Source organism: Clostridium sp. CM036 (assembly GCF_055081135.1).
On the sequence record NZ_CM143652.1, the window covers coordinates 414,591 to 434,528 of the forward strand.

Annotated in this window: 23 protein-coding genes; 21 read left to right on the forward strand and 2 right to left on the reverse strand. The window is 30.7% G+C overall.

Features of this window, described 5'->3' with window-relative positions:
• The first annotated feature begins 148 nt into the window (after positions 1 to 148).
• The 21 genes from pta (at position 149) to ACWJKE_RS02005 (ending at position 18,236) form a co-directional block, all read left to right on the forward strand.
• Positions 149 to 1,159, forward strand: coding sequence for a phosphate acetyltransferase (gene pta / locus ACWJKE_RS01905; RefSeq protein WP_165414025.1), 1,011 nt, complete (start codon positions 149 to 151; stop codon positions 1,157 to 1,159).
• Positions 1,160 to 1,199: 40 nt separating this feature from the next.
• On the forward strand, positions 1,200 to 2,393 hold the full coding sequence (locus ACWJKE_RS01910; RefSeq protein ID WP_165414024.1) for an acetate/propionate family kinase: 1,194 nt from the start codon (positions 1,200 to 1,202) through the stop codon (positions 2,391 to 2,393).
• Between the two features lie 212 nt (positions 2,394 to 2,605).
• Positions 2,606 to 3,106 (forward strand): YceD family protein, encoded by a 501-nt coding sequence (locus ACWJKE_RS01915; protein ID WP_165414023.1) that lies wholly within the window; start codon positions 2,606 to 2,608, stop codon positions 3,104 to 3,106.
• Positions 3,107 to 3,118: 12 nt separating this feature from the next.
• On the forward strand, positions 3,119 to 3,304 hold the full coding sequence (gene rpmF, locus ACWJKE_RS01920) for a 50S ribosomal protein L32 (protein ID WP_165414022.1): 186 nt from the start codon (positions 3,119 to 3,121) through the stop codon (positions 3,302 to 3,304).
• A gap of 183 nt (positions 3,305 to 3,487) precedes the next feature.
• Complete coding sequence (plsX, locus tag ACWJKE_RS01925) at positions 3,488 to 4,510, forward strand: phosphate acyltransferase PlsX (protein WP_220285907.1); 1,023 nt, start codon at positions 3,488 to 3,490, stop codon at positions 4,508 to 4,510.
• Positions 4,511 to 4,551: 41 nt separating this feature from the next.
• Positions 4,552 to 4,785, forward strand: coding sequence for an acyl carrier protein (acpP, locus tag ACWJKE_RS01930; RefSeq protein ID WP_304518712.1), 234 nt, complete (start codon positions 4,552 to 4,554; stop codon positions 4,783 to 4,785).
• Positions 4,786 to 4,982: 197 nt separating this feature from the next.
• Positions 4,983 to 5,684 (forward strand): ribonuclease III, encoded by a 702-nt coding sequence (rnc, locus tag ACWJKE_RS01935; RefSeq protein WP_462959120.1) that lies wholly within the window; start codon positions 4,983 to 4,985, stop codon positions 5,682 to 5,684.
• Complete coding sequence (locus tag ACWJKE_RS01940) at positions 5,677 to 6,768, forward strand: elongator complex protein 3 (RefSeq protein WP_216302540.1); 1,092 nt, start codon at positions 5,677 to 5,679, stop codon at positions 6,766 to 6,768. Before rnc ends, ACWJKE_RS01940 begins: the two co-directional genes overlap by 8 nt.
• Positions 6,769 to 6,891: 123 nt before the next feature.
• Positions 6,892 to 6,990, forward strand: coding sequence for a DUF4044 domain-containing protein (locus ACWJKE_RS01945; protein WP_165414017.1), 99 nt, complete (start codon positions 6,892 to 6,894; stop codon positions 6,988 to 6,990).
• A gap of 17 nt (positions 6,991 to 7,007) precedes the next feature.
• Positions 7,008 to 10,562, forward strand: coding sequence for a chromosome segregation protein SMC (smc, locus tag ACWJKE_RS01950; RefSeq protein WP_462959121.1), 3,555 nt, complete (start codon positions 7,008 to 7,010; stop codon positions 10,560 to 10,562).
• A gap of 52 nt (positions 10,563 to 10,614) precedes the next feature.
• Positions 10,615 to 11,526 carry a signal recognition particle-docking protein FtsY gene (gene ftsY, locus ACWJKE_RS01955; protein WP_216302542.1) on the forward strand — a complete coding sequence of 304 codons (912 nt, stop codon included), beginning with the start codon at positions 10,615 to 10,617 and terminating at the stop codon, positions 11,524 to 11,526.
• A 110-nt stretch (positions 11,527 to 11,636) separates the two neighbouring features.
• Positions 11,637 to 11,984 (forward strand): putative DNA-binding protein, encoded by a 348-nt coding sequence (locus tag ACWJKE_RS01960; protein ID WP_216302543.1) that lies wholly within the window; start codon positions 11,637 to 11,639, stop codon positions 11,982 to 11,984.
• A 10-nt stretch (positions 11,985 to 11,994) separates the two neighbouring features.
• Positions 11,995 to 13,344: a signal recognition particle protein gene (gene ffh, locus ACWJKE_RS01965; RefSeq protein WP_216302544.1), complete on the forward strand. Its 1,350-nt coding sequence runs from the start codon at positions 11,995 to 11,997 to the stop codon at positions 13,342 to 13,344.
• A gap of 44 nt (positions 13,345 to 13,388) precedes the next feature.
• Positions 13,389 to 13,631, forward strand: coding sequence for a 30S ribosomal protein S16 (gene rpsP, locus ACWJKE_RS01970; protein ID WP_165414012.1), 243 nt, complete (start codon positions 13,389 to 13,391; stop codon positions 13,629 to 13,631).
• Positions 13,632 to 13,665: 34 nt separating this feature from the next.
• Positions 13,666 to 13,893: a KH domain-containing protein gene (locus ACWJKE_RS01975; RefSeq protein ID WP_165414011.1), complete on the forward strand. Its 228-nt coding sequence runs from the start codon at positions 13,666 to 13,668 to the stop codon at positions 13,891 to 13,893.
• Between the two features lie 84 nt (positions 13,894 to 13,977).
• The gene (gene rimM / locus ACWJKE_RS01980) at positions 13,978 to 14,469 is read left to right on the forward strand and encodes a ribosome maturation factor RimM (protein ID WP_165414010.1); all 492 of its coding nucleotides are present in this window, start codon (positions 13,978 to 13,980) and stop codon (positions 14,467 to 14,469) included.
• Positions 14,466 to 15,191: a tRNA (guanosine(37)-N1)-methyltransferase TrmD gene (gene trmD, locus ACWJKE_RS01985; RefSeq protein ID WP_216302545.1), complete on the forward strand. Its 726-nt coding sequence runs from the start codon at positions 14,466 to 14,468 to the stop codon at positions 15,189 to 15,191. Before rimM ends, trmD begins: the two co-directional genes overlap by 4 nt.
• A 225-nt stretch (positions 15,192 to 15,416) precedes the next feature.
• Positions 15,417 to 15,767 carry a 50S ribosomal protein L19 gene (rplS, locus tag ACWJKE_RS01990; RefSeq protein ID WP_165414008.1) on the forward strand — a complete coding sequence of 117 codons (351 nt, stop codon included), beginning with the start codon at positions 15,417 to 15,419 and terminating at the stop codon, positions 15,765 to 15,767.
• Between the two features lie 114 nt (positions 15,768 to 15,881).
• Positions 15,882 to 16,394 (forward strand): signal peptidase I, encoded by a 513-nt coding sequence (gene lepB / locus ACWJKE_RS01995; RefSeq protein ID WP_462959122.1) that lies wholly within the window; start codon positions 15,882 to 15,884, stop codon positions 16,392 to 16,394.
• A gap of 7 nt (positions 16,395 to 16,401) precedes the next feature.
• Entirely contained in the window at positions 16,402 to 17,253 is an 852-nt protein-coding gene (ylqF, locus tag ACWJKE_RS02000; protein ID WP_216302558.1) for a ribosome biogenesis GTPase YlqF, read from the forward strand.
• A 179-nt stretch (positions 17,254 to 17,432) separates the two neighbouring features.
• Complete coding sequence (locus tag ACWJKE_RS02005; protein ID WP_462959348.1) at positions 17,433 to 18,236, forward strand: ribonuclease HII; 804 nt, start codon at positions 17,433 to 17,435, stop codon at positions 18,234 to 18,236.
• 38 nt (positions 18,237 to 18,274) lie between these two features.
• On the opposite strand, the gene ACWJKE_RS02010 is transcribed toward ACWJKE_RS02005, so the two are convergent.
• The gene (locus ACWJKE_RS02010; protein WP_216302547.1) at positions 18,275 to 18,643 is read right to left on the reverse strand and encodes a YraN family protein; all 369 of its coding nucleotides are present in this window, start codon (positions 18,641 to 18,643) and stop codon (positions 18,275 to 18,277) included.
• Between the two features lie 137 nt (positions 18,644 to 18,780).
• Positions 18,781 to 19,842 carry an IS30 family transposase gene (locus tag ACWJKE_RS02015; protein WP_462953225.1) on the reverse strand — a complete coding sequence of 354 codons (1,062 nt, stop codon included), beginning with the start codon at positions 19,840 to 19,842 and terminating at the stop codon, positions 18,781 to 18,783.
• Between the last annotated feature and the right edge of the window lie 96 nt (positions 19,843 to 19,938).

Below are 19,938 nucleotides of genomic sequence, written 5' to 3' on the forward strand. Positions count from 1 at the left end.
TCAAAAAAGACAAAAAGGATGAAAATTAAGAATATTTAAAATATAATATATGTAAATGATTTTGTAGTTTTATGTTGAAATGTATAGGGCAAAGGGTGTATATTATTATTGTATATTAAGTTGATAATAAACGAGAGGGGCAATAAGAATGGCATTTATAGCTAGAATGTGTAAATTGGCACAGGCAGATAAAAAAAGAATAGTACTTCCAGAGGGAGAAGAAGAGAGGACTATAAAAGCTAGTGAAATCATCAAAAATAATTCACTAGCCGAGGTAATATTAATAGGAGATAAAAGTGTAATACAAGCAAAAGCAGCTAAGTTATCAGTTAGCATTGAAGGTATAGAAATTGTAGACCCAAAAACTTCTGAAAGAACTGATTTTTATGCAAAGGAATTTTATGAGATAAGAAAAAATAAAGGAATGACTCTAGAAAAAGCGTCTGAAACAATGCAAGATTGTGTGTATTTTGGAACTATGATGCTTAAGATGGGAGAAGCTGATGGAATGGTTTCCGGAGCTGTACATTATACAGGAGATTTACTTAGGCCTGGAATGCAAATTATTAAAACTGCACCAGGAATTAAGATTATTTCAAGTTTCTTTATAATGGAATTGCCTCACGATGAATATGGAGAAGATGGACTGCTTTTATTTGCAGATTCCGCTGTTAATATAAACCCTAATGCGGAGGACCTAGCAGCTATAGCTATTAGCACTGCAGATAATGCAAGATTGTTATGCGATTTTGAACCTAAGGTTGCAATGTTGTCTTTTTCAACTAGAGGAAGTGCAAAGCATGAATTAGTTGATAAAGTAGTAAATGCTACTGAAATTGCAAAGAAGGCTAGACCTGATTTACAAATTGACGGAGAACTTCAGTTAGATGCAGCGATTGTTGCTAGTGTAGCAAAACAAAAAGCACCAAATAGTACTGTAGCTGGAAACGCAAACGTTTTAATATTTCCAGACATACAATCTGGAAATATTGGATATAAATTAGTGCAAAGATTTGCTAAAGCAAAAGCTATCGGACCGGTTTGTCAAGGATTTGCAAAGCCTATAAATGATTTATCAAGAGGATGCAGTGTGGATGACATAGTTAATGTTGTTGCAGTTACTGCGGTTCAAGCTCAAATTCAAAATAAACTTATATAAAACATATAATTTAAATATATATTATTAGGAGGAAAATTTAATGAAAGTATTAGTCATAAACTGTGGAAGTTCATCACTTAAGTATCAATTAATAAACATGGAAAATGAAGAATGTTTAGCACTCGGATTAATAGAAAGAATAGGAATGGAAGGTTCAAAATTAACGCAAAAGGTTAATGGGGAAAAATATATTATTGAAGAGACTATGAAAGATCATACAGATGCTATTAGATTAGTAATTGGCGCACTTGTAGATTGTGATCATGGTGTTATTAAAGATTTATCAGAAATAGATGCAGTGGGACATAGAATTGTTCATGGTGGAGAAAAATATGCAGAATCAGTTATAATTAATGATGAAGTGATGAAGAACTTAGAAGAATGTGCAAAACTTGCACCACTTCATAATCCAGCTAATATAATCGGGATTAATGCTTGTAAAGCATTAATGTCTAGTACGCCTATGGTAGCTACATTTGATACCGCGTTTCATCAGACAATGCCAGAAGTTGCATACATATACCCACTTCCGTATGACCTTTATACTAAACATGGTATTAGAAAATATGGATTCCACGGAACATCTCACAAATATGTTTCAGATAAAGCTGCAAAAATGATGGGTAAAGACATAAAAGATCTAAAATTAATTACTTGTCACTTAGGAAATGGAGCAAGTATTTCTGCAGTGCAAAATGGTAAATCAGTAGAAACAAGTATGGGATTTACTCCACTTGAAGGAATAGCTATGGGAACTAGATGCGGAAATATAGACCCAGCTATAATAATATATATAATGCAAGAATTAAAATTAACAATTGATGAAGCTAATGATTTAATGAATAAAAAATCAGGCGTTTTAGGAATATCAGGGGTAAGCAGTGACTTTAGAGATATAGAAGATGCTGCATGGAAAGATGGAAATCATAGAGCACAGTTAGCGCTTGATATATTTGTCTATAAAGTTAAGAAATTTATAGGATCTTATGCTGCAGTAATGGGCGGAGTAGATGCAATTATATTCACTGCCGGACTTGGTGAAAACTCTCCAGAAACAAGAGAAGATATATGCAAGGGACTAGAGTTCTTGGGAGCAGTCTTAGATAAGGCAAAGAATAAGATTCGCGGAAAAGAGGCAGAAATAAGTACAGAAGATTCTAAAACTAAAATACTTGTTATACCAACAAATGAAGAATTAGTAATAGCAAGAGACACGAAGGCTTTAATAAAATAAAATTATTGCTAATGTCTATAATAAATAATTCTTGACTTTTTACTGTATTGTTTATATAATTAACTGTGTTTGATGTAAGTAAAAAACTATTTAGTTAGGAGGGACGCGGAAGCTTTGCTCGAGCTGTATATTTTTTTATACAAGGTATAAAGATTTTCTTTATATGAGAAGAACTAGAACTAAATAGTATTTAGTTTTTCAGAGTGGATAATATGGTAATAGACGTTTCAGAATTATTTAGTAATAAAAACAAAAGAAAAGAACTTCATTTAGATTTGGAAAAAGATAAGTTTTTCTATGATAATGAATTTGTACAATTTTCTAAACCAGTTAAAACGCATTTAATTTTAAAATCTATCGATGATGAAATAGATTTAACTGGAAGTATGGAGACAGAACTATTACTTGCTTGTTCTAGGTGTCTTGAGACTTTTTCTTATTCAATACATATTGAATTAAATGAAAGATTGTCAAAAACTCTAAAGAGTGAAGATGAGGATATTATTTTTATTGAAAATGATAGATTAGATTTAAATGAAATTATGGAAAATAATATCATTTCTATGCTGCCTATAAAAAAACTTTGTAATAAAGATTGCAAAGGGTTATGCCATCATTGTGGAATCAATCTAAATCATAGTGCATGTAAATGTGCAATTGACGATGTTGATCCAAGGTTGGCAAAACTAAAAGAACTGTTTTTAACTGATTAAGGAGGTGTTACAATGGGAAATCCTGCTAGAAAATTTTCTAAAGGTAGAAGAGATTCTCGAAGAGCGCAAACATTTAAACTTGGTTTACCAGGAATAGTTGAGTGTCCTCAGTGCCACGATATGAAACTTTCGCACAGAGTATGTAAAAACTGTGGATATTACAAAAATAGAGAAGTTGTTTCAATGGAGCAAAAATAAAAAGGAAAGTCGAAAGACTTTCTTTTTATTTTTTAAATACAATTATATTTGTATTCTGGTATTATTAATACTAGAATTATTTGCGCACTATGGTATATAATATAAACAAACAAATAAATATAAATAAATATTTATTTGTATTTATTTGTTTGTTATAATGCACATTTAAAGTGAGGGTTTAAAATGGTAGTTGTTGTAGATGGAATGGGTGGAGATTTTTCTCCAAATGCTGTGGTTGAAGGTTGCATCGCAGCTATAAAAGAATATGATATAGATATAGTAATAACTGGTCCTGAACAATTAATTCGCGAAGAACTAAAGAAGTATACTTATGATTGTAACAAAATAAAAATTGTTGATGCTATAGAAGTTATTAGTACAAATGAACATCCTGTAATGGCGGTTAAACGCAAAAAGAATTCAAGCCTCGTAAAAGCATTGAATCTTGTGAAAAATGGAGAGGCAGATGCTATTATTTCAGCTGGAAGTACAGGTGCTTTTTTAGCTGGATGTACACTTATAGTAGGAAGAATAAAAGGTATAGATAGACCGGCTCTAGCACCAATAGTGCCAGGTAAAAAAGGCCCCTTTATGATAATTGACTGTGGAGCAAATGCAGAATGTAAACCTCATTATTTAGTGCAATTTGGACTTATGGGGAAAACATATTTTGAAAACATTTTAAAAATAGCTAATCCATCAGTAGGTCTTGTGAATATAGGAACTGAAGAAGAAAAGGGTAATGAACTTTCAAAATCAGCTCATAAACTATTAAAAGAAGCAGATTTAAATTTTGTAGGCAATGTGGAAGCTAGAGAAATTCCAACTGGAGACGTCAATGTTATAGTTTGTGATGGGTTTACAGGAAATGTAATTTTAAAGCTATATGAAGGTGTTGTTGCTAGTGTATTTGATTTATTAAAAACAAGAATAATGGGATCCTTCAGAACTAAATTTGGAGGAATGCTATTAAAACCAATTTTTAAAAGCTTTAAAAAGGATTTCGACTATAAAGAATATGGCGGAGCTGCATTTCTCGGAGTAAATGGGATTTGCATAAAAGCTCATGGTAGTTCAGATTCTAAAGCTTTTAAAAATGCAATTAGACAAGCTACAATATTTTATGAAAATAATGTTGTAGATAAATTAAAATTAGAAATTGAAAAATTATCTCAGCAGGAAAAGAACATAAATGAGAACTTGTAATAATTGTTAGGTATAATATAGAAAGGTAAGGAGGTGAGTATATTATGTTTGAAAAAATTAGAGCGTGTATAGCATCGCAATTAAGCATAGATGAAGAAGAAATAAAAATGGAATCATCTTTTATGAATAATTTAGGCGCTGATTCTCTTGATATCGTAGAATTAATTATGGCACTCGAAGAAGAGTACGATATAGAAATTCCGGATGAAGATGTTGAGAAAATTGCGACTGTTGGCGATATAGTGGAATATATTAAAATTCACTCAGAAGAGTAACATGAGGTCCCGCAGTATTGCGGGCCTTTAGCTTTTTCAAACTTATTTTTGAATTTACTATAAAAGTTATCTTTCTAAGATAACCAGTAAATGTATTGTTTTATTTGTCAGGCTAAGTAAATTGAATAATAAACTTGAAGAATCTTGCGAATGAAGAAAACATTATTTAAATAAACTTCCGAAAAGGAGGAATGATTATGAAGTACGATATAAAATTACAGGAACTTGAGAAGGAACTGAAATTGAATTTTAGTGATAAAGAGTTATTGAAAACAGCAATAACCCACAGTTCCTATGCAAATCAGAAAAAGAAGGTTGAATTTAATGAAAGGCTTGAGTTCTTGGGCGATTCTGTATTACAACTTGTAATATCCGAATACTTATACAGTCGCTTTACGGAAAAACCTGAAGGATACTTAACTAAAATTAGGTCCCTAATTGTTTGCGAAAATTCGCTGTGCGATATTGCAAACGTATGGGAACTTGGAAAGTACATGAACATGAGCAAAGGTGAAGAAATTACTGGTGGTAGAAATAGAGTTTCAATATTGGCTGATTGTGTTGAAGCAATAATTGCTGCTGTATATTTGGATAAAGGAATAGAATATTCTAATTCATTTATACTTAACAACTTTAAAGAAATCATTGAGAAAGCAATTAGCAACGAGATAGTTTTGGATTATAAGACTAAGCTTCAGGAAATATTTCAGCAGAAGGGGGAAGTAAATATTTGCTATGAACTTGTGAAATTTGAAGGGCCACCACACAAGAGAAAATTTTTTGTAAGCCTATTAATAAATGATTGTGTAAAAGGCTCAGGGCAAGGTTATAGTAAAAAAGAAGCAGAGCAAAATGCAGCAAAACAGGTTATGATGAATCAGGAGGATGTACATGAGTAATTTGCATTACATTATTCCTATTTTCGTTCCACATGAGGGTTGCCCACATGATTGTGTATTTTGTAATCAAAATAGCATAACAGGAACATCAACAAAAGTTGATGCAATGTATGTGGAGCAAACGGTAAATGAATATTTGAAAACAATAAATAATGATGATGCTATTATTGAGGTATCATTTTTTGGAGGAACTTTCACAGCTATAAAAATGGAAAAGCAAATAGAACTTTTAACTGTTGCTAAGAAATTAAAAGATGATAATAAAATAAAATTCATTAGATTATCTACAAGGCCAGATTATATTAATGATAAAATATTGAGCAATCTAAAAAAATACTCTGTAGATATTATAGAACTCGGAGTACAATCCCTTGATGAAGAAGTGTTATTAAAGTCTGGAAGAGGTCACACTGCAAGTGATGTAGTGAATGCTTCAAAACTTATAAAGCAGTATGGTTTTGTTTTAGGACACCAAATAATGATAGGCCTTCCAGGAGATAATATAAATAAAGATATAGAGACAGCCAAAAGAGCGATTGATCTTAAGCCAGATATTTGTCGGATATATCCGGCACTTGTGATTAAAGATACACCTATGGAGAGCATGTATATAAAGCAAGAATTCAAACCTTATTCATTAAGTGAAGCAGTAAACATAAGTAAGATTATTTACATTATGATGGTAGCAAACCAAATAAATGTGATCAGGATAGGATTACAGCCAACTGTTGAAATCTCAGAAGGCAATGATTTAGTTGCAGGACCATTTCATCCTGCATTTAGAGAATTAGTTGAAGGCAGTATATATAATGATTTATTATATGATGTTATAGTGAATAATTTTAAAAGTGACACGGGCGTTAATAAAGTTTTAGTGAAAATAAATCCAAAAGACATTTCAAAACTTTACGCTAATGGCAAAAGTTTTTTTTATGGCATAAAAAAACAAATAAAAACAGTTTCAATAGAAATATCCCAAGATATTACCATTAGCCGTGGAAGTATTAGTATATCTAAAGAAGAAAAATGCATTATTATGACCATACATGAGTATGTGTCCTCAAAGTATAAAGAAGGATTTTAATTTGGTGTATAGAATATAGTGTCTATCCTTGCACGTTAAATAAAGTATATATTACGTTAAATTATTTGTAGTAATATATACTTTATTTATATTAAAGAAAAAAATAAAAATATGAGGTGAATTATGAAAAAGAAAACAAGAGATAAATATACAAAGGTATTTATTTATAGTATAGTTGTAATTTTTATTATAGGATTTATATCGCCAATGCTATTTAGGTAAAATAGGAGAGTGTTTTAATGTTCTTAAAATCTATTGAAATAAGAGGATTTAAATCCTTTGCAGATAAAACAGAGTTAACATTCACGAAGGGAATTACGGCAGTAGTTGGGCCAAATGGAAGTGGTAAAAGCAATATATCTGATGCTGTTAGGTGGGTCCTCGGAGAACAAAGTGCACGAAACTTAAGAGGAGATAAAATGGAGGATATTATATTCGCTGGCACACAGTTTAGGAAACCGGTTGGCCTGGCGCAAGTTTCCTTGATTTTGGATAATAGCGATTCTGGACTGGACATTGATTATTCTAATGTTACAATCTCGAGAAGATTATATCGTTCAGGAGAAAGCGAATATTTAATAAACAATACATCTTGTAGATTAAAAGATGTTCAACAGCTTTTTATGGATACTGGTATAGGAAAAGAAGGATACTCAATTATTGGTCAAGGTAAAATTGATGCTATTTTAAGTGGTAAAACTGAGGAAAGACGAAAATTGTTTGAAGAGGCTGCAGGAATTGTTAAGTTTAAAACAAGAAAAGAAGAAGCAGAAAAGAGATTAGATAGTACAGATCAAAATTTGATTAGAATAGAAGATATTTTAAGCACTTATGAAGAAAGACTAGAACCATTAATGAATGAAAGCGAAAAGGCAAAGAAATTTTTAAAACTTTTTGAAGAATTAAAAAGCAAAGAGGTTAGCATAATTATTGACTCCATTAATAAGGTTGAAGAAAAAATTAAAAGATTACACGATGAAGGTACTGAATTAGATGGCGAAGTAATACAAAGCACAAAGGGAAAAACCCAATTTAAGAAAGATGTTGAATACTGGAACAGTGAATTTGAAACATTTGAAAATAAAAACCGAGAAGAAAAACAAATATATTACAACAATAAGTTGATTTACCAAAATAATGTCTCTGAAATAAAGATACTAAATGAAAGAATAGATAATTTAGCAAAAGCAATTGATAAAACATCAAATGAGAGCGATATTATTCGTAAAAATTTATTGGAATTTAAACGCAATAAGGATGTATCAGAAGATTCTTTGAATATTATAAAAAATACTCAAATGGAAATAGTAGAAAAAATTCAATATGAAGAAATAAAAATTAAGGGTATTGAGGGAAATATAGCGATTGAAAGTGATGAAGCTAAAACTCTTAAGGAAAAAGAGCAAAGCAGCATTGATAAAACTATTGAATTTACCAATAATCTATTAATTTTAAAAAATAACATGGATATCTCTAAAAAAAGAATTGATACTTTGAAAAATAACATTGAAAATTTCGACAATTCAATAAAAATCAATGCGAATACAAAAACAGTATTTGAAAGTCAAATGGAAGAATTTAAAGATAAAATAGTTCGCTATGAAAGTAAGGTTAGGGATAATAAAAAAGAAAGTGATAAATTACAAAACATTCTAACGTTTAATGAAAGAACTATGAAAAATTGTAATTTTAAAATTAATAAAACAGAAGCTAATTTTAATGTACTTACAACTTTGGAAAAAAAGCATGAAGGTTATAATAAATCGGTAAAAAATTTAATGCAACACGTGAATGAAGGTAAAGTAGGAAATATTCGTGAGTGTTTTGTACTTGGAGAAATTATAAAGGTGGAAAAAAATTTAGAAGTAGCTATAGAAATTGCCTTGGGGGGATCTATATCACATATAATAACTAAAGATGAAACCGTGGCAAAATTATTAATAGATTTTTTGAAGGTAAACAATCTCGGAAGAGCAACATTTTTACCTTTAAACATTATTAAGGGTAAAAGACTTACAATTGATAATGAAACTAAAAACAATCCTGGATTTGTTGGAATGGCAAATGAATTAATAAGTTATGATGAGAAATTTAGTGAAGTTATTGCATTTATTTTAGGTAGGACAATTATATGTAAAGATATGAATTCGGCCCTCCAAATATCTAAAAAAAATAATTTTAGATATAAAATCGTTACATTATCAGGAGAAATTATAAACGTTGGCGGTTCGTTAACTGGTGGAAGCGTATATTCAAAGACTTCAAGCATAATTGGTAGAAAAAGAGAAATAAAAGAGTTGGCTAAGGATTTAGATGTGTTAAAAGATGAATCAATTATTTACTTGGAAAAAATAAAACAAAGCAAATCTGAAATTTTAGGGTTAAACGAAGAAAACTTAAATTTAAAGGATAAGGTTCACTTTGAAAATATTGAAGTAACGAAGGTGGAAGCTAAAGTAAGCTCAATAATTAATGAAACAAACAGATTAAAAAACAATATAATGGCTCTAAACACTGAAAAGTCATTAGAAGAGGGTAAACTTGAAAAGGGAAATAAAGAAATTGATGAAAAAAATGAATCTGTTGCTAAATTTATTCATGCGAAAGATGAAATACAACAAAGTCTTAACAAGGTTGATTTTAAATTAAAAGATAAATTGCAAGAAATTGAAAATATAAAAGAATCAATTATTGATGCTAAGATAAAAAAAGCTCAAATTGATGAAACAATACATAATAAGCGATCTGAAATTCAAAGATTAAATGATGAAATATCGGTATATAATGAAAAAATAATTGTATTTTCTAGAGAAATAGAAGAATCCATGAAAAATAAAAACAAAAATTTATTTTCAATTCAAAGTGCCGAAGTAAAAGTAAAAGAAATAATGAGTATACTAGAAAAAACGGAAAAAAAATTTGAAGACAATGAAATTAAAAGAATTAAAATTAAAGAGCATATAAAAATAAGTGTGGAGCATTTAGAAAATGTTTCGCAAGTGCTAGAAAAAACCGAAAAAGAAATGCACAAATGTGAATTAGCCCTTGCGAAAGTTAAAATGGAAAAGGATACTTACTATCAGAAACTGAACGATGACTTTGAATTAACATATGCGGAAGCATTGCAATTTAAAAATGAAATTGAAGACATTGATAAGCTTAAAAAGGAAATAATAGCACTAAAAGCGGCAATATCAATGCTTGGTAAAATTAATGTTAGTGCGATTGAAGAATATAAAGAAGTTAAAGAAAAATTCACTTTTATGAATGGTCAAAAAGAAGATTTGGTTTTAGCGAAAAACGAATTATTAACTGTAATAGGTGAAATGACTGAAAAAATGAAACAAATATTTGCAGAAAATTTTATTATATTAAGACAAAATTTTAATGAAACCTTCACGGAATTATTTAAGGGTGGAAGTGCAGATTTAATACTTACAGAAGGCGACGAACTTACTGCCAAAATTGATATTAATGTTCAACCACCAGGGAAAAAACTTCAAAACATAAGTTTAATGTCTGGTGGAGAAAAAGTTTTATCCGCAATAGCATTATTATTTGCAATATTAAAGATGAAGCCAACACCTTTTTGCATTTTAGATGAAATTGAAGCAGCACTTGATGATGCGAATGTAGTTAGGTATGCTGAATTTTTAAAGAGATTTTCGGATAATGTTCAGTTTATTATAATAACTCACAGGAAGGGAACTATGGAAGCTGGAGATGTATTATATGGGGTTACCATGGAGGAAAAGGGAGTGTCAAAAATAGTATCTGTGGATTTGAATAAGTAAAATTATTTATAATAATTACTTTGTTACAAAAAATAAACAAGGAGGAGTAGAAATGTTTGGAAATTTTTTTGGAAAATTAAAAGACGGACTAGCAAAAACAAGAAATAGCATCACAGAAAAAGTCAGTGAAGTACTAAACTTAGCCATTACAATTGACGATGAATTATATGAGGAACTAGAAGAAATATTAATCACATCAGATATAGGGGTAGAGACTTCTATTCATGTCATTGAAAAGCTTAAAAAAAAGGTGAAGGAAGACAAAATAAAAGAACCAGAAGAAATCTGGCCATGTTTAAAAGAAGTTTTGATTGACATATTAGGTGAAAATGAAAACCCAATACAACATGCAAATCTACCGGAGGTACTTTTGATAATTGGGGTTAATGGTGTTGGTAAAACCACTTCCATTGGTAAAATCGCTGCATCGCTAAAAGACAAGAAATATAAAGTTCTCATTGCTGCAGCGGATACGTTCAGAGCGGCAGCAATTGATCAGTTAGAGATTTGGAGCAGTAGAGCAGGCGTGGAATTAATAAAACATCAAGAGGGGTCTGATCCTGCGGCTGTGGTTTTTGATGCTGTTCAAGCAGCCAAAGCAAGGAAAGTTGATGTTCTAATTTGTGATACGGCAGGTAGGCTACATAATAAAAAGAATCTTATGGATGAATTAGCAAAAATAAATAGGGTGATTAAGCGAGAGTATAGTGAGGCCCATATGGAAACTTTATTAGTAATTGATGGTACAACAGGACAAAATGGAGTTGAGCAAGCTAAACAATTTATGAAGATATGTCCTATAGATGGTATAATACTAACTAAATTAGATGGCACGGCTAAAGGTGGCGTTGTAATATCAATAAAAAATCAACTTGATATACCGGTTAAATATATAGGCGTTGGTGAAGGTGTAGATGATTTACAAGAGTTTAATTCAAAGGATTTCGTAGAGGCTTTATTTTAAAATGTAGATCTAAGACACTGGTTCATATAAAAATATTGACCTGTTAAGTAAAACTACTTGACACTGCATTTAAAATCTGATAATATATGACTTGTGAGCAAGGTGATGAAATGGAAAAAAGATTTGAAATTTCTTTATTATTAGATTTTTATGGTGAATTGCTTACTGAAAAGCAGAGAAACATAATGGATATGTATTTTAATAATGACCTCTCTTTATCAGAAATAGCAGAGATAAATAATACTAGCAGGCAAGCTATTCATGATACCATTAAAAGATCTGATAATGTGCTTTTAGTATATGAAGAAAAATTAAAGTTATTAAATAAAAATCATGAACTAAAAGAAACTTTAAAAGACATTATATCAAAATTAGATAACTTACAAGTTAATATAAAAGATGAAAATATAAATAAGATTATATGTGATATAAAAACCCAGATTATTGAAAACATTTAGGAGGTTTATTATGGCTTTTGAAGGGTTATCTTCTAAGTTACAGGATACCATAAAAAAATTAAAAGGTAAGGGTAAGCTTTCCGAAAAAGATATTAAAAATGCTATGAGAGAAGTAAAATTAGCATTGCTTGAAGCAGATGTTAACTATAAAGTGGTTAAAGATTTTGTGAAAAATGTTAGCGAAAAGTGTTTAGGTAATGGAGTATTAGAAAGCTTAACACCAGGGCAACAGGTCATCAAAATTGTTAATGATGAGTTAACTGATTTAATGGGTAATTCAGAAAGTAAGTTAGAGTTTTCTATAAATGGGATAACAGTTATAATGCTTGTTGGTCTTCAAGGTGCCGGTAAAACCACAATGGGTGGGAAACTTGCCCTTTCACTGAAACGAAAAAACAAAAAACCACTATTGGTTGCTTGTGATGTATATAGGCCAGCTGCAATTAAACAATTACAGGTAGTAGGAAAACAAATTGATGTTCCGGTTTTTACCATGGGAGAGAATGTGAGCCCTGTAGATATAGCAAAAGCATCATTAGACTTTGCTAAAGATAATGGTAATAATGTAGTTATAATAGATACAGCAGGAAGACTTCATATAGATGAAACTTTAATGGAGGAACTTCAAAATATAAAATCAAGTGTTAAGCCAAGCGAAATAATGCTTGTTGTAGATTCTATGACTGGTCAGGATGCAGTTAATGTAGCAGATAGTTTTAATTCGCAGCTGGATATAACTGGAATAATTTTGACTAAGTTAGATGGTGATACAAGAGGTGGTGCAGCTTTATCAATTAAAGCAATAACTGGTAAATCTATAAAATTCGTTGGTGTTGGCGAAAAAATGAATGATTTGGAAGTTTTCTATCCAGATAGAATGGCATCAAGAATACTTGGTATGGGGGATGTGCTTTCATTAATAGAAAAAGCTCAGGAAGCTATAAATGAAGATGAAGCAAAAGAACTTGGAAGCAGAATGCTATCTCAAGAATTCAATCTAAATGATTTTTTAGCAATGATGCAACAGATGAAAAAGCTTGGACCATTGAATAAATTGGTTGAAATGATGCCAGGTGTAAATAAAAAAGAATTACAGGGTGTAGATTTGTCTCAAAGCGAAAAAGAAATGGGAAAAGTTGAAGCTATCATAAAATCAATGACTATATCAGAAAGAACGCATCCTAGTTTAATTAGTGGTTCTTCTTCTAGAAAAAAGAGAATTGCTAATGGGTCAGGCACATTGGTACAGCAAGTAAATAAGCTGTTAAAAGATTTTGAAATGGCAAAGAAATTTATGAAGCAAGCAAAAGGATTCCAAAAACCTGGTAAAAAAGGTCTGTTTGGTAAAATGCCTTTTTAATAAAACTACTTGAGCAATGATTAAATTTAAGGAGGTGATTATACATGGCAGTTAAAATAAGATTAAAAAGAATGGGTGCTAAACATGCTCCATTTTATAGAGTAGTAGTTGCAGATTCAAGAGCTCCTAGAGATGGAAGATTTATAGAAGAAATAGGATACTATAACCCAACAACAGAGCCAACTACTATTAAAATTGATGTTGAAAAAGCAACTAAGTGGATGAAAAATGGTGCACAACCATCTGATACAGTTAAAAGGTTACTTAGCAAAATAGCAGTCAACTAGAAAAGTTTGTAAGTAATGAATGGAGGAGTTTTCCATGAAACAGTTACTTGAAGTATTGGCAAAGTATTTAGTTGATAAACCAGAAATGGTAGTAGTAAACGAAGTAGCACATGAGCATGCAGTACTTCTTGAATTATCTGTAGCTCATGAGGATATGGGAAAAGTTATAGGTAAACAAGGTAGAATAGCTAAAGCTATTAGAACGGTTGTTAAGGCAGCTGCTGTTAAAGAAAATAAAAAAGTAGTTGTTGAAATAAAGTAAGAGTTAGGTTCTGCCTAACTCTTATTTTAATTAAATTTTGAGTTTTAGTTATTTATATAAGTGATTTTGAAAGGAGGATTTTAAATGGAAGATTTTATGAGCGTAGGTAAGATAGGCAAGACACATGGCTTAAAGGGTGAAGTTAAAGTCTTTTCGCTAACGGATAGTCTTGAAAGATTTAAAAAATTAAAAAGTGTGTATATTGATGGTGAAATTAGAAAAATTGAAGGTTGCAAACTTCAAGCAGCTAACGCAATACTTAAAATTGAAGGTATAGACAGCATAGAGCAAGCAGAATTGTATAGAAATAAGTACTTGATGGTTAAAAGAGAAGATGCAGTTGAACTGACTGAGGATAGTTACTATGTGGCTGATTTATTAAATTGCAATGTTTTCGAGCAGGGCGGAGAAGAACTTGGAAAAGTATATGATGTTCTTCATACTCCGGGTAATGATGTATATTGGGTTAAGGGAAATAAAGAAGTGCTAATTCCAGTGCTTAAGGATATTATAGTTAGTATAGACATTAATAAACGCGAAATAATAATTAAGCCAATAAAAGAATGGCAAGAATGAAAATAGACATTCTAACTCTATTCCCTGAAATGTTTGATATTTTTAATTATAGTATCATTGGAAGAGCCATAGAGAAAAATATACTGGAGATTTCTCCTCGTAATATTCGGGACTATGCAATAAACAAACATAAAAAGGTAGATGATACTCCTTATGGTGGAGGAGCAGGTATGGTAATGCAAACTCAACCGCTAGTTCACTGTATTAATGATGTTAAATTGCATAATGGTGGAAAGGTAATATTCTTGGGGCCACGGGGTATTACTTTTACCCAAGATATTGCAAAAAAGCTCAGCACGGAAAAAGAATTAATATTTGTATGTGGACATTACGAAGGTATTGATGAGAGAACCTATGACTATATAGATATGGAGATTTCTTTAGGTGATTATGTTTTGACAGGTGGAGAAATGGCATGTATTCCTATAGTCGATAGTATTTGTAGATTAATTCCAGGGGTATTATCTTGCCCGGAGAGTTTCACAGAAGAATCCTTTTATGATGGCGTACTAGAATATCCTCAGTATACAAGACCAGAATGCTTTGAGGGTAAAAAGGTTCCAGAGGTATTGACATCAGGACACCATGAAAACATACGAAAATGGAGAAGAGTGCAGTCACTCTTAATAACTAAAGAAAAAAGACCAGATTTATTTCAAAAACTTAATCTTACGAAGGAAGATAAAAAACTATTAAGTAAGGCTTTTGAAAGAAAGCAATAAGTATAAATGTACTAGTATACTGACTAGTTATTTTTTACAGGTGGTTAATTAATTTCCGGAGAGTTATTTAAAATTAAAAATATCTTATATATAAGTATAAAAAGTGTTTTTATGTTGATATATATATTTTTTTATGATAAAATATAGTTTGTGCTAGTACGGACGGTCCTCTGTTATATTATAATAAGCATGAACGTCACAATAAAATTTTAGGAGGGAATGCACATGTTAGAAATTATAAGAGCAATAGAATTAGAACAAATCAGAACTGACTTACCAGAATTTAGTGTAGGTGATACTGTTAAGGTTCACATCAAAATTAGTGAAGGTAACAAGGAGAGAATCCAAGTATTCGAAGGAACCGTTCTTAAAAGACAACACGGCGGTTTAAGAGAAACTTTCACAGTAAGAAGAGTAGCATCTGGTGTTGGTGTTGAAAAAACATTCCCAGTTAACGCTCCAGTAATCGAGAAAATTGAAATTGTAAGACTAGGTAAAGTTAGAAGAGCTAAACTATTCTACTTAAGAGATAGAGTTGGTAAGGCTGCAAAAGTTAAAGAAAGAATGAGAAAATAAAATTGGGGCTGAAAAGTCCCTTTTTACTTTTAAAGATAATTAAACTTAGGTGTAAATATTCTTCATAAGTTTTCAATTAAGTAATTTAAGTAGTTTATTAAGTAGGTGAATATATTGACAAAAGAAGTTTTTGCAGTAGTAAAATCTATAGCAATTTCACTTTTAATCGCTGTATTTATTATAAATTTCTTATTCCAAATAGTTACAGTGAATGGCGAATCTATGGTTCCTACGGTGCAAAATAATGATAAATTAATAATTGAAAAAGTATCATATAGAATAACATCGGCTAAGAGAAATGATATTGTAGTAATAAAGTACCCTGCTGATATAAGTCAAAGAATAATAAAAAGAGTTATAGCAGTTGCTGGAGATAAAGTTAAAATTAACAACAATATATTGTACATAAATGATGAAATTATTAATGAGCACTATAAAAATGAAAATTTTATGGAAGACTATAATGAAGTTTTGGTGCCACAAGATTCAATTTTTGTCCTCGGAGATAATAGAAATTTCAGTAAAGATAGTCGTAGTAGTGATGTTGGGTTTGTAAAACTCAATCTGTTGGAAGGAAAAGCGGTTATAAGGCTTTATCCATTCAATAAAATTGGAGGGATTAAATAGTATGGCAATGACAATAAATTGGTTTCCAGGTCATATGGCTAAGACAAGAAGACAAATTGGAGAGAGTTTAAAACTTGTTGATGCTGTAATAGAAATTAGAGATGCAAGGATAGTTAAATCAAGCGCCAATCCACAAATTGATGAGATATGTAAAGATAAGCCTAGAGTCATTTTACTAAACAAAAGTGATCTAGCTGAAGACAAAGTAACCAAAGACTGGATAAAAAAGCTTACAACTGATACTATAAAGCCATTGGCTGTAAATTGTATTACAGGTCAAGGTCTAAAAAGTATAAAGATTACGCTTGATGAGTTATTAAAAGAAAAACATGATAGACAAAGAAAAAAAGGATTAGTTAACATAGTTACGAGGGTTATGGTAGTTGGTATACCTAATGTTGGTAAATCTTCTTTTATAAATAAATTAGGAAAAAATAATATTGCTAAAACTGGTGATAGACCGGGAGTTACTAAAAGCAAGCAATGGATAAAAACTAGCTTAGGTATAGAATTAATGGATACTCCAGGTGTATTATGGCCTAGATTTGAAGACGAGACAGTTGGACTTAATTTGGCATTTACAGGTGCTGTAAAAGATGAAGTCATAGATATAGAGGAATTAGCACTTAGATTAGTAGAAAGACTCCAAGTTAATAATGGAGAAAGGCTAATGGAAAGATATAAACTTGATGAGATTATGGAGAATCCTTTAGACAATCTAGATAATATTGCTAAAAAAAGAGGATCAGTAATTTCTAGAGGTAATATTGACTATAATAGAGTCGCAGTTATGCTTTTAGATGAATTTAGAGGTGGAAAATTAGGACCTATATCATTAGAAAGACTAGATGAAGTTTAAATTTTTATATAAAAAAATCATATGCAATTCCTATCTGAAAACAGGTAGGCATTTTAAAAAATAAATAGAGCATCTTAAAAAAACGTTAGTGCTATACTTGTTTTTTAAGATGCCTAAATAACACTATTAAGAAATAGTAAGGAGACAATACCATGGAATTTAATATTAAATTTTCAGACATGAGTTACAAGGAAATATCTACATATATGTTGAGTTTAGAGAATGCTGAAAACGATTTCTCTGATGGTGATAAGCAAATCATATCTAATATGCTATTACAAGACAAGAGGAAAACCGTTCAAAAATTAGGTATTAAAATATCTAGAATGATTGAGCTAAAAGAAAAGGAAATTCAGAGAGTAAAAAAAATGTACGAATTTGATAGAAGCTTTGGGGACTATAAATATGTTGCTGGAGTAGATGAAGTTGGAAGAGGCCCTTTAGCTGGACCTATAGTTGCAGCGGCAGTAGTATTAGATTTAAAATCAAACGAGGATAGAGATTTAATCTTAAGAGCTAACGATTCTAAAAAATTATCAATATCTAGCAGAAAAGAGCTAGCTCATATTATTAAAGAAAGAGCCTTAGCCTATAAAATTATTGCTATTGACAATAAAGAGATTGATGAAAAAGGCATTGGTTGGTGCAATAATCAAGTATTTATAGAATGCTGTGCGGGGCTAACTATTAAACCAGAATTAGTATTATCAGATGGTTATAAAATAAAAAACTTTTTAGATTTAAATGAGTTTGTAATAAAGGGAGATGCATTAAGTATAAGCATAGCGTGTGCTTCTATAATTGCAAAAGTATATAGAGATGAACTGATGGCACAGTATCATAATGAATACCCAAATTACGGATTTGATAGAAATGTTGGTTACGGCACAGAAGAACATGTGCTTGCAATAAAAAAATACGGAACTATTCCAATACATAGAAAAAGTTTTTTGAAAAATATTTTAGACGAAAATAAAAATTAAAATATATTTTAATTTTTATTTTTATTTTTTATCTAAAATTATAATTGAAAAGCGTCCTCAATATGATTAATTAAAAAATTATTATTATCATTATTCAACATAACTTCTACAACATCAAATCTGAAATTGTAGTCAATAATATTTTTTCTAGAAATATATACTTGAGCTGTTTTACAAATCTTCTTCTGTTTAGAGGAGGTAACCGATTCAGCGGGTGTTCCATAATGTATTCCATATCTAGTTTTCACCTCGACAAAGCAAATATAGCCTTTATTTATTGCTATTAGGTCAATTTCACCACATTTGCATCTAAAATTTTTATCTAATATTCTGTATCCTAAATTTTCTAAATAATTTTCTGATATATCTTCACCAAGTGCTCCGATATCTTTATTGAAAGTTTTCATTGCAAACATCCTTCCATAAATTTCTATATATACTAATAATAAATTAAAATAGATTAAAAATCAATATAATGTTTATAAATTCAAAAAGTTGTAGATTGCAATATAAAATGTCCGAAATTTTCAAGAAAAATATAATGTTAAGTTGTAATGGTTTTCTGTTCCATCATATTGGCAGATAAACCGTTGAAAATCCTTCTTGGATAATTGTTGATCCAGTGCTGTATTCGCATAATTTGTTTTTTAGAGAATGCTGAAATATCCACACCTTTTGGGATAAATCGTCGTATCATTTTATTGATATTTTCGTTTGTGCCTCGCTCCCATGAACTATATGGGTGAGCATAATACACTTTAGTTCTCTTTCGTTTATTTCTTACTGAGTTCTCAATACCCTCGAAATCAAGGTTCTCACAGCCGTTATCACAGGTGATTGTTTTAAATGTTTTCGAGAATAACATTCCCATTTTACGCTCCAATTTGTCCAATTCTTTCACGACAGCCGCCTGTGATTTAGATGGTATTTTAAAGACTAACTCCTTACGAGTTACTCTTTCACTTAACACCATCAAGACAGTTTTTGTACCCTGTTTGCCAACTACAGTGTCCATTTCCCAGTGGCCTATCTCATCACGTGCAGCTACCGCTGCAGGTCTCTCCGATATGCTAGTTCCTTTGGTATTGTTATACGCTGATCTTATTTTTTTATAGTTTCTCTTTTTAGCATTCTTTTTAACAGGCAGATCTTTGTTACTTATATTTAAAAACAAATTATTATCCAAATAGTTATACACAGTTTTGAAGCAAATAGTTGTTTCAAATTGTAGATCTTTATTTGTGATATTTTGAATAGCTGCATACGGAGATTCGCCATCTATACCAATAGCTTTTTCTAAGTACTTCACCAATTTATGATCTTTTCCTATTTTTAATGCAGGACCTTTAGCGGTACCTTGTTTGTCATGCTCTGACTGCCCAATTTCTGCGCTATATTCCATGCGAGTGGTTAAGTCACTATTCAATAGTTCTACAATTCCTTTAGCAATTTCACGCCTTATTGTACGTTCTGAACGCCCACCTATTTGCTCCGCAATACGAGTTGAATTAAGTCCCATTTTGTGTAAAGCTTCTAACTTTATGCGTTCCTCGTATGTTATGTGTTTACCTTTTCTGCTCTGTGTGATAAAATCTAATTGACTCATTTGAAATCCTCCCGTATATGTTGGTTTAGTCACTTAACATTATACAAGAGTATTTCTCTTGAGTCTTTATTTTTTGTTACTCTTCGGTCATTTCAT